Source organism: Kitasatospora sp. MAA19, from assembly GCF_029894125.1.
In the GTDB taxonomy this organism is placed as follows: Bacteria; Actinomycetota; Actinomycetes; order Streptomycetales; family Streptomycetaceae; genus Kitasatospora.
On the sequence record NZ_JARXYZ010000012.1, the window covers coordinates 1 to 13,319 of the forward strand.

Sequence of the window (13,319 nt, forward strand, 5' to 3'; positions counted from 1 at the left end):
TCGCGTAGGACGTCGGTGAGTGACCAGTCGACGAACGGGGCGAGGGCTTGCTCGCAGCGGTCGATCCATTGGGTGAACACCGCGGAGGTGCCGAGGAGTTCGGCTCCCATGCCGGGCCACTGCGAGCCCTGTCCGGGGAACACGAACACCACCTTGCCCGGAGCGGCGGCGGTGTCGCGGACGACGGCGGGATGCGCCGTGCCGTCGGCGAGCGCTGCCAACGCCTCGGTGCGTTCCGCGACGCTCGCACCGAAGACCCCGGCCCGGACCCCGAAGTGGTCCCGGGCCACCGCGAGCGTGTAGCCCACATCAGCGGGATCCGCGTCCGGTTGCGCGTTCAGCTGTTCGCGCAGGCGCCGTGCCTGATCCCGCAGCGCGCGCTCGTCGAGGGCCGACAGCAGCCACGGGGCGTCGAGGTGCTGTTCCTCCGTCACCTGGTTCCGGGTGTCGGTGGGGGGTTGTTCGAGGATGACGTGGGCGTTGGTGCCGCTGATGCCGAAGGAGGAGACGGCGGCGCTGCGGGGGCGGTCGTGGGCGGGCCAGGGCTGCTGTTCGGTGAGGAGGGAGACGGCGCCGGCGGTCCAGTCGACGTGCGGGGTGGGTTCGTCGACGTGGAGGGTGCGCGGGAGGATCCCGTGCTGCATGGCGAGGATCATCTTGATGATGCCGGCGGCGCCGGCGGCGGCCTGGGTGTGGCCGATGTTGGACTTCACCGAGCCGAGCCAGAGCGGCTGTTCGCGGTCCTGTCCGTAGGTGGCCAGCAGCGCCTGCGCTTCGATGGGGTCGCCGAGGCGGGTGCCGGTGCCGTGGGCTTCGACGGCGTCCACCTCCCAGGGCCGCAGCCCCGCGTTGGCGAGGGCCTGGCGGATGACGCGTTGTTGGGAGGGGCCGTTGGGGGCGGTGAGGCCGTTGGAGGCGCCGTCCTGGTTGACGGCCGAGCCGCGCAGCACCGCGAGGACCGGGTGGCCCAGGCGCCGGGCATCCGAGAGTCGTTCCAGGACGAGCAGGCCGACGCCCTCGCCCCAGCCGGTCCCGTCCGCGCCGGCGGAGAACGCCTTGCAGCGGCCGTCGGGGGAGAGCCCGCCCTGTCGGCTGAACTCCACGAAGATGCCGGGGGTGGACATGACCGTGACGCCGCCCGCCAGCGCCATGCCGCACTCGCCGCGCCGCACCGCCTCGGCGGCCAGGTGCACCGCGACCAGGGAGGAGGAGCAGGCGGTGTCGATCGTGACGGCGGGGCCCTCCAGCCCCAGGGCGTAGGCCACCCGGCCCGACGCGACACTCGTCGTGGCACCGGTCAGCCGGTACCCGTCGGTCCCGTCCGAGGGTTCGTGCAGCCGCGGGCCGTAGTCCTGGGCCATCGCGCCGACGAACACCCCGGTGGCGCTGCCGCGCAGGCCCCGGGGATCGATCCCGGCCCGTTCGAGCGCCTCCCACGAGGTCTCCAGCAGCAGCCGCTGCTGCGGGTCCATCGCCTGCGCCTCGCGCGGGGAGATGCCGAAGAACGCCGCGTCGAAGTCGGCCACGTCGTAGAGGAACCCGCCCCGGGACGTCGCCGAAGCGGTCATCAGGTCCGGGTCCCAGCCGCGGTCGGCAGGGAACGCCCCGACCACGTCGCGGTCGTCGAGGAGCAGCTGCCACAACTGTTCCGGCGTCGACACACCACCGGGAAGACGGCAGGAGAGCCCGACGACCACCACCGGATCGTCGTCGCGCGTCGCCGGCCGGTGGACCCGCACCGGCTCGGTGACCGTCGTGCCCCGCATGCGCTGCGCCAGGTGCTCGGCCAACGCGACGGGCGTCGGATGGTCGAACACCGCCGTCGCGGGCAGCGCCAGGCCAGTGGCCTTGGCCAGGCCGGCACACACCTCCGCGCCGCCGACCGAGGTCAGCCGCTGCTCCCGGAACGGCGTCGTGTCCTCGACCTCCGCCGGGGTGTCCAGGCCCAGCACCACCGCGGTGTGCCTGCGCACCAGGTCGAGCAGGACCTCGCGCAGATCCGCGTCGCCCTCCTGCCGCAACCGCAGCGCCAGCGCGGACTCCGCGCCGGCCGCCTGCGCGTCCACGGTGTCGAGCCAGTGCCGAACGCGCTGGAACGGATAGGTCGGCACGGGCACCCGGCGTGCGCCGGTGCCGTCGAACAGCGTGGTCCAGTCGACGGTCGTCCCCGCGGTCCAGGCCTCCGCGACCGAGGCCGTCAGCCGCGCGAGCGAGCCGTCGTCGCGGCGCAGCGTCCCGATCGCGGTGACCGCCGCCCCGGACCGGTCGGCGGCGTCCTGGACGTGCACGGTGAGCACCGGATGCGGGCTCGGTTCGATGAACACCTCGTGGCGGCCCATCAGCGCCTCGACGGTCGGATGGAACCGCACCGTGTGACGCAGGTTCCGGCACCAGTACGCGGCGGTGAGTTCGGTGCCCGCCAGCTCGGTACCCGTCACCGTGGAATGGAAGGCGAGCTCGCCCTCGCGCGGAGCGATCGGGGCCAGGGCCTCGATCAGCTCGTCGGTGATGGTGTCGACGGAGGCCGAGTGCGAGGCGTAGTCGACCGGCACGCGGCGTACCCGTACTCCGTCGCCCTCCAGCTGGGCGAGCACCCGCTCAAGCGGTTCGGAGGGGCCGCTGATCACGGTGGACCGCGGACCGTTGAGCGCGGCCAGGCTGACCTCGGGGTACCCGGCGAGGAGGTCGCGCAGATCGTCGGCCGGCAGTGCGACCGACGCCATGCCGCCCTTGCCGGCGAGGTGACGGGCGATGATCAGGCTGCGCAGCGCCACGACCCGGGCCCCGTCGGAACGGGACAGGATGCCCGCCACGGTCGCGGCGGCGATCTCGCCCTGGGAGTGGCCGACGACCGCGGCCGGCCGGACGCCCAGCGCGGCCCACACGTCCGACAGTGCGACCATCACCGCCCACAGGGCCGGCTGCACCACGTCGACCCGCTCCAGGTCGGCGGGGCGCCCGTCGCGCAGCACCCGGTCGAGCGACCAGTCCACGAACGGCGCCAGCGCATCCTCGCACCGGGAGATCGATTCGGCGAAGACGGGCGAGCTGTCGAGCAGTTCGGCGGCCATGCCGGCCCACTGCGACCCCTGGCCGGGGAAGACGAACACCGGACCGGCGGTGCCCGAGGCCCGCCCGGTCACCACCGACCCCGAGGGCATCCCGGACGCGATCGCGACCAGCCCGTCGCGCACCGGGCCGACGGCGGCGCGGTCCGTCCCGAGCACGACGGCGCGGTGCTCGAACTCCGAACGCGTGGTGACCAGCGACCACGCCACGTCGAGCAGGCCCGGGTCGCCGTCGAGGGCGGACGCGAGCCGTGCCGCCTGGGCACGGAGCGCGCCGGCGTCCGCGGCGGAGAGCACCACGGGCGTCGGGGACGGGCCTGCGCCCGGGCCCTGCTCGTCCCGACGCGGCTGCGGCGGCGCCGCTACCGCGATGTGGCAGTTGGTGCCCCCGAGGCCGAAGGAGCTGACGCCGTACACCGCGTCGGCGGGCGCCGCCTCGACCGAGGTCTGCACGCGGAGGTTCAGTTCCGCCAGCGCGATCCGCGGGTTCGGGGTCCGGAACCCGGGGGTGGGGACGAGGGTCTTAGCCCGCGCGCACAGCGCGGTCTTGATGAAGCCGGCGATGCCCGCCGCGGCCTCCAGATGACCGATGTTCGACTTGATGGATCCGACCCGCAGTGGATCGTCCGCCGCTCGTGCCGTGCCGAGCACCGAGCCGAGCGCGGTGGCCTCCACCGGGTCGCCCGTCGGCGTGCCCGTTCCGTGCAGTTCGACGTGCACGACCGCCGCGGGGTCCACGTGCGCCCGGCGGTACGCCGCCCGGATGGTCTCCGCCTGGCCGTCAGCGGTCGGTGTCACCAGCTGGTCGCCGCCGCCGTCGTTGGTGACGGCGCTACCGCGGATCACGCAGTAGACGTCGTCGCCGTCGGCGAGTGCGGCCGCCAGCGGCTTCAGCACGACGGCGCCGCCGCCCTCACCCTGGGCGAACCCGTTCGCGCGCGCGTCGAAGACGTGGCACCGCCCGTCCGGCGACAGGGCTCCGAGCCGGTTGGCGGCGATGGCGTGATGCGGGGTCAGCCGAAGTGCGACACCGCCGGCGATGGCGATGTCGGATTCGCCGCGGCGCAGGCTCTCGGCGGCGAGGTGGACCGCGACCAGTGACGAGGACTGCCCGGCGTCGACGATGAGGCTGGGCCCCTTCGCCTTCAGGAAGTAGGACACGCGGTTGGCCACGATCGAGCGCAGGGAGCCGGTGAACGTGTGCGCGGTGATCGCCTCGGCGCCCCGGGTACGGACGAGCGTGCTGTAGTCGTCCGTGGCGACGCCGAGGAACACGCCGGTGCGGCTTCCCGCCACCGACCGTCCGGTGAGCCCGGCGTCCTCAAGCGCCTCCCAGCTCAGCTCCAGCATCAGCCGCTGCTGAGGGTCCATCATCGCGGCTTCCCGGGCCGGCACCCGGAAGAATCCGGCATCGAAGCCGGCGACATCGTCCAGGAACGCGCCGCGCCGGATGACGTGGGCCTCTGCCTCCGACAGGCCCGCCAGGGCGTCGGGCTCCCAGCGTCCGTCGGGCAGCGGTGCCTCGACGGTGGTCCCGGCCGTCAGCAGTGACCACAGGGCGCCGGGGCCGTCCGCTCCGGGAAATCGGCAGGAGATGCCGACCACCGCGATGTCACCTTCGTGGCGCAGCGACATCCACATCCTCCTTCATAGGGCACCGCGCACATCGGACCGAGTGCGTGAACCGGTCAGCGGGCGTGCGGGCGAGCCCGCATGAACGGTGATTTCGACGGCGTAGCCGGGACCGGGGCGGTCGGCGTTTCGTGCCATTCACGGATCGACCTGAGCCGAAGGTCGGGATTGCCTCTGCGCACTATGCCCCGCACCTATTGTTTCTACAAAATCGACTCTGATATGTGAAGTGAACCTTGGTACACGGACGGCGGATGACCTGGGGAATCGTCTCGTACCAAGGTTCACTTGACGCCTGCGCGAAATATCGCGTAGAACAAATTTCAACATCGACCGAGTGCGTCGGAGGAGTCCGACGTGAGCGTCTTCACACGTGCGCATTCGATGGACATGGGGGTGCTGAGTGCGCATTGAGCTGGACACCGACAAGTGCCAGGGGCATCTGCGCTGCATGGACCTGGCTCCGGAGCTGTTCGACTGCAATGACCTCGGTTACGGAACGCTGCTGTCGACCGGGCCACTGCCCGAGGAGCTGGAGCCGGTCGCGCGTCGCTGCGTTGCCAATTGCCCGGAACGAGCGATCACTCTCCGCCCCGTGGATATCCGGTGATGGCCGTGCGAGTGGAGAGATCCGGCTGGCGGTCGGGACGAAGAAGCAAATCTGACAGTGTCGGGAAGGGGTCGGTGTGATGCCGAATCTGGAGAAGACGGGCGACAGACCGGAATCAGAGGTCCGGGACAGCGTGGTCCGGGGCCCGCTGTGGTACGTCGCGGCGATATCCTCTGTCGCGTACTTCATGGTTCAATTCGACAATTCGGTCGTGAGTATCGCGCTGCCGTCGATCCAGCGCAGTCTCAGCCTGGATGTCAGCGGACTCCAGTGGGTCGTGAACTCCTACAGCCTGGCGCTCGCCGGGCTGCTGCTGCTGAGCGGTCGCCTCAGCGACCTGTTCGGCCGGCGGGAGGTCTTCCTCGCGGGGCTCTGGCTGTTCACCTTCGGCAGCGTGCTGGGCGGGTTCGCGCAGAACGGCTGGGAACTGGTGGCGGCGAGGGCGTCGCACGGAGTCAGCAGCGCGATCCTGCTACCGTCCTCGCTCGGCTTGATCATCGCCGCCTACCCGGAGAAGCACCGGCGGAACCGCGCGATCTCGATCTGGGGCGCGGCCAGCATCATCGGCGGGGTCACCGGTGCGGTGCTCGGCGGTGTGCTCACCCACCACTGGGGTTGGCGTTCGACCCTGTTCTTCTGCCTGCCGATCGGCTGCGTGCTGCTGGCCTTCGGTACCCGGACGCTGACGCGCCAGGTGGTGGCGGCGCGCGCCGGGATTCCTTCCCTGGACCTGCCGGGAGCGCTCTGCGTGGTGAGCTCGGTGACCGCTGCCGTGTACGCCACCATCGGTCTCAAGGACCACGCGTGGCTGTCCGCCCACACGATCCTCTCGTTCGCCGTCTCGATCGTCTTCCTGGTCGCCTTCCTGCTGATCGAGTCGCGGTCGAAGCACCCGATGGTGCCGCTGGGCATCTTCCGCTCGCGGACGATCTCGATGGCGAACCTGGTGTCGTTCGTGGCCACCGTCGCGATGGCCTCCCAGGTCATCCTCGTCGTGCTCTACATTCAGAAGGTGCTGGGCTACGACCCGCAGGAGGCGGGACTGGCCGAACTCCCCGGCGGTCTGACCACGTTCCTCGTCGCCATCCTGACCGCACGGTTCGTGAAGCGGATCGGTGCGCGACCGATGCTGATCGTCGGGCTGCTGGTGTACGCCGCCGGTGTCGTGTGGATCGCCCGCGTGCCCGTTCACGGTGACTACTGGGGCGCCATCTTCTTCCCGATGGAACTGTTGTGCCTCGGCATGGGTCTCACCATGCCGTGCCTGACGATCACGGCCACCGCCGGAGCCCCCAAGGACAGCGCGGGCCTCTACTCGGGGGTGGCCACGACGACGCGTCAGATCGGCAGCGCCATCGGTGTCGCGATGTTCACGAGCATCGCCGCGACGGTCAGCATGAGCGCCACCGGAAGCAAGCAGACCGTGCTCGCCTCCGGATACCGCACGGCACTGCTCGGTTGCGCCGGGGTTGCCGTCGTCGCCGCCGTGCTGGCGCTCGCGATCCCCGGCGAACGCCGGCAGACGGCCCAGGCGGACGCCCGGGTGGACGTCCAGGCGAACGCCTAGCAGTGATCGACCCGCAGGGCCCACGACCTGGTCGTGGGCCCTGCGGGCGCTACGGCGACCCGGCCGGCCGCAGGGCTACCGGGGCGCCGTGGCGGAGAACAGGTAGGTGGCGAACGTCATGTCGAACGCTCCGCCGAAGCGGTCGATGGTGCTGCCGATCTCGTCGAACAGGTTCTGCCGCACCTCGGCCGGCAACGCCGTGTGGTCGGTGTGCGTGTAGAGCTCGTCGAGCCACTGGTCCCGGGTGTAGGTCGCACTCCACGGAACCGACCTGGCCGGCTCCTCCGTCATGTGCTGGAACGCGCGGGGGGACCCGGTCACCACGCTGAAGTCGAGCGGCAGGTCGCTGGACCGGCTCACGGCGTAACCGAGGGTCAGCTTGGGGGAGCCGGGCGGGAGGACCCGCCGGTAGGCGTCCGCCAGGGCGTCCGCGAGATCATCCGCAGGGAACCCCGCACTCCAGAACAGGCAGAGCCGGCCGCCCGGCCGGAGCACGGAAGCCGCCTTCGCCGCGCTGCTGAACGGATCCATCCAGTGCCAGGCCTGCGCGCAGGTGACCCGGTCGAACTCCCGGCCGGCCGGGTCCCAGGTCTCGAACGGGACGACTTCGGTGGAAATGCCGTGCCGTTCGGCGACGGTGCTCATCCCGACGCTCATGTCGAGTCCGAGGACCTGGGCGCCCCGCTTCGCCATCTGGCGCGAGGCGATTCCGGTTCCGGACCCCACGTCGAGCACCGAAAGGGTGTCCGCGGAGTCGCCCAGGATATCGTCGATGATGTCATCGGGATAGCTCGGCCGTGATCGATCGTACGCATCCGCCATCTGGTCGTACAGCTTTACCCGTTCCCGACGGTCCATTGATTTCCTCGCATCTCTATCGGGCATTCGACTATACGCCTAATTCACTCATATCAAATTGCATTCCATGATGTACATTGCACCTTGGTCCACTGGTGCGTTGCGCGCGGCGCGGGCACGATCGCCGTGTGTGCCTCCCCCGGAGGGTGCGATCCCTGCTTCGGAAATGTCCCTGTACGAATCCGAGGAAGATTGTCCAAAGCCGGGGGCGGCCGTGGTCGTGGTCGAGATTACGACGGAATGTCCGGATGCGGACGGAGTCCTGCGGCCCGCCTCGAAAAACCAGCGACGTGGACCGGGAGTAAGTGGTGACGGAAGCCAGCCAGGTAGTACCGGGTTCGGAAAGCGAAGAGGAATACTCCGCGCCGACGTCGGTCCGCGAGTTCTGGAGGGAGGCCCCCGTGCGGGAGGTGACCACCGCGGACGGCGGCAAGGCCTGGCTGATCAGCGGCATGGCGGAGGTGCGGACCGTGCTGTCCGACCCCCGGTTCAGCCGGGCCGAGGCGCACCGCCGGGGCTCGGTGACCGGCCGTGCCGCGGTCTTCTCCCGGCCCGGGATGCACGACCTCGACCCGCCCGAGCACACCCGGCTGCGCCAGGCCGTGGCATCGGCGTTCAGCGTCCGGCGGATCCGCGCGCTGCGGCCGCGGGTCGAACAGCTCACCGGCGAACTGCTCGCCGGGGTACATGACTCCGGGCCCCCCGCGGACCTCAGCGCCGCCCTGTGCTTCCCGCTGCCGGTCGCGGTGATCTGCGAGATCCTGGGCGTGCCCTTCGAGGACCGGCACCTGTTCCGCCCGTGGTCGGAACAGATCACCTCGACCAACGCCTACCCGCCGGAGCAGGCGATGGCGGCCCGGCGGGCGCTGGTCGCGTACATCGGCGACCTGGCCGCCGACGCGCACCGCTGCCCGGAGGGCAGCCTGTTGCGGGACCTGGTCACCGCGCGCGACGTGGAGGGCCGGCTGAACGCGGAGGAGGTCGTCCAGATCGTCTTCGGCGTGCTGGTCGCCGGGCACGAGACGACCGCCAACATGCTGGGCAAGGGCCTGGTGGCCCTGCTGGACCACCCGGACCAGTTCGCGGCGGTGCGCGCCGACCCCTCGTTGGTGCCCTCCGTCATCGACGAGGTGCTGCGGTACGTGGTCCTGAGCCCGACCACCGATCCGCAGGAGGGCCTGCACCTGGTGACGACGACCGAGGTCGAGCTGGGCGGTTTCACCATTCCCGCCCAGAGCGTGATCCTCGCCAGCCCCACCGCCGCCAACCTGGACCCGCGGGCCTTCCCGGAGCCGGACCGGTTCGACCTCGGTCGGGCCAACGCCGACGACCACGTGGCGTTCGGGCACGGCCCGCACCGCTGCCTGGGCGCCCAACTCGCCCGGCTGGAGCTGGAGGTGGCCTACACCGCGTTGCTCCGCGAGTTCCCCGGGCTGCGCCTGGCCGTACCGGTCGACGAGCTCGCCTACACGAGCGGGATGCTGCTCAAGGGACTGCGGGCGCTGCCCATCACCTGGGACGTCTGAGGCGTGTCCGACCCGACCCGAACCGGAGTGCCCCACGTGACCACGCGCGGTGCGGACCGGGATCTGTGGATCCGCCGCTACCACCCGGCCGACGAAGCGCGGGTACGGCTGCTCTGCCTGCCGCACGCGGGAGGCTCGGCAAGCTTCTACTTCCCGGTCTCCCGGGCCCTCTCGCCGCGGATCGAGGTGCTCGCCGCGCAGTACCCCGGCCGTCAGGACCGGCGGCTGGAACCCTGCATCGACAACATCCCCGAACTGGCGGACCGGCTGCTGCCGTTGCTCGTCGGGGAGTGGACCGACCGGCCGCTGGCCCTCTTCGGGCACAGCATGGGTGCGTCGCTGGCGTTCGAACTGGCCGGCCTGCTGGAGCAGCGGGCCGGGATCGTTCCGGTGATGCTGTTCGCGTCGGGTCGCCGGGCGCCGTCCCGGTTCCGGCCGGAGGACGACGTGCACCACCGGGGCGACGAGGCGCTGCTCCGCGACGTCAGGCAACTGGCCGGCACGGACAGCCGGGTCCTCGGTGACGACGAGGTGCTTCGCATGGTGTTGCCCGCGATCCGCAGTGACTACCGGGCGGCCGAGCTGTACCGCCCGGAGCGGGTGCACCGGGTGAGCTGTGCGGTGACGGCACTGGTGGGCGACGACGACCCCAAGGCGCCGGTGGACGACGTCCGGGCGTGGCAGGAGCACACGAGCGGTGCTTTCGCCCTGGAGGTGTTCCCCGGTGGCCACTTCTACCTCACCGAGCAGGCACCCCGGCTGATCAGGCGGATCGGGGACGTGCTGGCCGACGCGCCGGCGGACCGCTGACGGGACGGTACGACAGGAGCCGCGGGCCGACAACGGCCCGCGGCTCCTTGCGCTGTGCGGATCGGCCGAGGGTGAACCCCCACGGCCCCGGCCCCGACGGGACCGGTTCCCGGTCGCCAGGGACGTGGCCTGAACGGTCGGCGGGGCCGGAGTCCGCGCCCGGGGCGTGACCGGAACACCCGGGCGCCCAGCCGCGTCGCCACATGCCGCTGCCCCTGCCGGGAGACCGACAGGGGCAGCAGGCGTACCGTCACGGTGACCGCGCCGGCATCAGCGATGCCGGCGGGCGGGCGGTCGTTCGGGTCGGGTGGTCCGACCCCGGCTCAGGCCATCTGTTCCTTGGCCGCCCGGTCCCGACGGTCGAAGAACGTCGAGTTGAACACCGGCTCCGACCCGAGGCGGGGACCTTCGAGCGCCTCCGACTCACGGCCGTCCGGGCCCACCGGCACCTCGCCGACCAGCGTGACCCGGTGCAGCACCCGCTCCACGTCGAGGTGGTCGAGGTCGCGCGGCGGGATGTGGCAGGTGGCCCGGTTGTCCCAGAAGATGACGCTGCCCGGGGCCCAGCGGAACCGCACGGTGTACTCGGGACGGGCGATCTCGTCGAAGAGGTAGCCGAGGACGAGGCGGCTCTCGATGGGCGACAGGCCGACGATGTGGTCGGTGTAGATCGGGTTCACGAACAGGGCCTTCTGCCCGGTCCGCGGGTGCACCCGGACGAGCGGGTGGTGGGAGACGAGGGCGTTCTCCTCGACGCGCTTCTGGAAGCCGGCCACGCTGGGCTGCGGCATGCCGGACCAGTTGGCGCCGTACCGGTGCTCCGCGCGCAGCCCGTCCACGAACTCCTTGAACGGCTCGGACAGGCCATCGTAGGCGGCCACCAGGTTCGTGTACTGGGTGTCGCCGCCGTAGTTCGGCAGCACCTCGGCACGGAGGATGGCACCGGCCGGCGGGTTGATGAACGGGGTGAGGTCGGAGTGCCAGCCGTTGTTGCCGGCGTAGGCGTACTTGCGCAGCTCCCGGGTGGCGTCGCCGCCGAGCTGCTTCTCGAAGCGGCGGTGCTGGATCGTGTAGATCTCCGGCGCGTCCTTGGGCGGCTCGTGGTGGGGGTGACCGTAGGTCAGCTCGCCGAACTGGCGGCCGAACGCGATCTGCGTCGCGTGGTCGAGCTGCTGGTTCCGGAAGATCACGACCTTCCACTCGTCAAGCGCCTGCTGGATGGTGCTGATCTGGTCGGCGTCGAGCGGGCGGGAGATGTCCACGCCCTCGATCTCGGCGCCGATGCGCCCGGCGGCAGGGTTGACGGTGATGCCAGTCATTCTGCGGTACCTCCGTGAGTGTGGCGGCGAGACGGGTCTCCGCTGCCGCGCTGTAGAGCGGGACGGCACTGTCGCCCGGACGGACGCCCACACCGGCCTTCGGCTGGGAGATCGCGGTGGCACCCAGACCCGGTCGGCGGAGATTCCGAGGTGTCGACGCGCAGCCGAAGCGAGGTCCCGCTCCTGGCCGCCGAAGTCAAGGGATGCAGAATGCGATGTCGGGAACCGAATTCGGTTCTTCTCTGCGGACAGTGAGTTCCCCGGAGGCCGGGGAATCGCTGCGCGCGCGTCCGAACCGGAGCCGGTGCGCCTTCCCGCGTTGAGCCGGTGACCTCCATATTCCCGCCCTATGGAATTCACCGTACAAAACCACAGCGTACGGCGTCCGGGGATACGGCGGGAATGGAACCTTCGTACATGTGACGTGCGGTGACATCGGTCGGAGGGGCGCCGAGCGGGAGCGGTCCCGGGCAGGGGGAAGACGGTCGTCCGGTCTGGCTTGAACAGGTACCCGTCAAGCGAGGAGTAGCGGCTGGGTCGGGCTCAGAAGGGCGCCACCGAGCCGGAGTTCGCGAGAGACGGGATCGCGGGCCCGGGATTTTCCGGCGGCTCGCTCCCGCTGTGCGGTGACTCCCATCAGCGGAAATGCCGACGGTGGGCCGTTCGTTCGGGTGGGGACGGTCCGTCGGGTCCGAGCTCGGCGGAGTTTACCGTCGACGTCTTTCGCACAAACGCTCCATTCGGCCAGCTTGCCGACTACGCTGCTACGCACCGAACTTCGGCTGGATCCCGCCGGTTGGGGGGAAACCGCCGCCGGGATCCGTCGCGTCCTGAAGCGCACCCGATCAGCCGAGGTACGCCCAACCGTTTCCTCATTCCAGAGATTGAGATCGTCATGCCGAGAACGACTTCGCTGGCCCGGAGAACCGCTGTCGCTCTGCTGGCCGCAGCGAGCTTCGCGACGGTGTCCGGAATCACGCCGGCTTCCGCCGCCACCGTCTCCGCGCCGTCCCGCGACGGTCTGACCGCCGTTGACGTCCAGCGTTCAAGTGTCGCCCTGGAGCGCAACAAGCGCATCGCCGTCGACGTCCTCACCCAGCTCTTCGAGAAGGGCGACGTCAAGGTCGCGGACCAGCATGTCCGCGCCGACTTCATCCAGCACAGCCCCACCGTCCCCGACGGCCGCGACGCGCTCAAGGGCCTCGCCCGTGACCTGCACGCGCGCTACCCGGGGCTCACGTACAACGTCAAGCGGGTCCTCGCCCAGGGCGACCTGGTCCTGGTGCACTCCAATCCCATCCAGGAGCCCGGGACCCGCGGCGACGACGTGATGGACATCTTCCGTTTCGACGGGAACGGCAGGATCGCCGAGCACTGGGACACCCGCGAGGGCGTGCCGGCGACCACGGTCAACGGCAACGACATGTTCGGCACGGTCAGCAACCCGAACACGAACCAGCCGAGCGGGCCCTGCTGGGAGACGCCCCTCAGCCAGAAGGTCGTCCTCGACTACTTCAACACGCTCCTCGTCGAGAAGAACCCCGACGCCGTCAGCTACCTCATGCCGGAGTACTACCAGCACAACCCCTCCGTTCCCAACGGAACGGTCGGCATGCGCGAGGGATTCGCCGAGTTCTTCCGACAGTTCCCGAACGTGACCGCGGATCTGAAGCGCACCATCGCCGACCGGGACTATGTCGCCGTGCACTTCCGCTACCGCCTCCACCCCGAGGACAGCGGGCAGGCGATCATGGGCATCTTCCGCGTGGAGAAGCAGGCGAACGGAGAGCTGAAGATCATCGAGCACTGGGACGTCATAGAGAACATCCCGGCCACCTCCGCCAACAACAACACCATGTTCTGACCCCTCCCCGGATCCCGCCGGGGGTCCTGCGCGTGGCCCGCCTCCGGTCCGGTGGCGGGCCACGG

The 13,319-nt window shown here is 70.6% G+C and carries 8 protein-coding genes; 5 read left to right on the forward strand and 3 right to left on the reverse strand.

Annotated features, from left to right (window positions below; genetic code table 11):
• The coding region (locus P3T27_RS19560) for a type I polyketide synthase (protein WP_280680342.1) at positions 1 to 4,703 on the reverse strand (4,703 nt) is incomplete at its 3' end.
• Positions 4,704 to 5,103: 400 nt separating this feature from the next.
• Here P3T27_RS19560 and P3T27_RS19565 point away from each other — a divergent pair.
• Entirely contained in the window at positions 5,104 to 5,310 is a 207-nt protein-coding gene (locus tag P3T27_RS19565; RefSeq protein WP_280680344.1) for a ferredoxin, read from the forward strand.
• Between the two features lie 79 nt (positions 5,311 to 5,389).
• Positions 5,390 to 6,877, forward strand: a complete 1,488-nt coding sequence (locus P3T27_RS19570) for an MFS transporter (RefSeq protein WP_280680346.1) — start codon at positions 5,390 to 5,392, stop codon at positions 6,875 to 6,877.
• Between the two features lie 75 nt (positions 6,878 to 6,952).
• On the opposite strand, the gene P3T27_RS19575 is transcribed toward P3T27_RS19570, so the two are convergent.
• Positions 6,953 to 7,762 (reverse strand): class I SAM-dependent methyltransferase, encoded by an 810-nt coding sequence (locus P3T27_RS19575; RefSeq protein WP_348534114.1) that lies wholly within the window; start codon positions 7,760 to 7,762, stop codon positions 6,953 to 6,955.
• Positions 7,763 to 8,136: 374 nt separating this feature from the next.
• Here P3T27_RS19575 and P3T27_RS19580 point away from each other — a divergent pair, with 374 nt between their 5' ends.
• Positions 8,137 to 9,261, forward strand: coding sequence for a cytochrome P450 (locus P3T27_RS19580; protein WP_280680348.1), 1,125 nt, complete (start codon positions 8,137 to 8,139; stop codon positions 9,259 to 9,261).
• Positions 9,262 to 9,297: 36 nt separating this feature from the next.
• The gene (locus tag P3T27_RS19585; protein WP_280680350.1) at positions 9,298 to 10,071 is read left to right on the forward strand and encodes an alpha/beta fold hydrolase; all 774 of its coding nucleotides are present in this window, start codon (positions 9,298 to 9,300) and stop codon (positions 10,069 to 10,071) included.
• A 323-nt stretch (positions 10,072 to 10,394) separates the two neighbouring features.
• On the opposite strand, the gene P3T27_RS19590 is transcribed toward P3T27_RS19585, so the two are convergent.
• A complete protein-coding gene (locus P3T27_RS19590; protein WP_280680352.1) occupies positions 10,395 to 11,390 on the reverse strand; it encodes a TauD/TfdA family dioxygenase in 996 nt (331 codons plus the stop codon).
• 964 nt (positions 11,391 to 12,354) lie between these two features.
• On the opposite strand from P3T27_RS19590, the gene P3T27_RS19595 reads away from it, so the two are divergent.
• The gene (locus P3T27_RS19595; RefSeq protein WP_280680354.1) at positions 12,355 to 13,254 is read left to right on the forward strand and encodes a nuclear transport factor 2 family protein; all 900 of its coding nucleotides are present in this window, start codon (positions 12,355 to 12,357) and stop codon (positions 13,252 to 13,254) included.
• Positions 13,255 to 13,319: the final 65 nt, after the last annotated feature.

Bases quoted from the DNA above. Each gene is read 5' to 3' on its own strand.
- P3T27_RS19575 (WP_348534114.1), bottom strand. From the start codon at position 7,762: ATGCCCGATAGAGATGCGAGGAAATCAATGGACCGTCGGGAACGGGTA.
- P3T27_RS19590 (WP_280680352.1), bottom strand. From the start codon at position 11,390: ATGACTGGCATCACCGTCAACCCTGCCGCCGGGCGCATCGGCGCCGAG.
- P3T27_RS19570 (WP_280680346.1), top strand. From the start codon at position 5,390: ATGCCGAATCTGGAGAAGACGGGCGACAGACCGGAATCAGAGGTCCGG.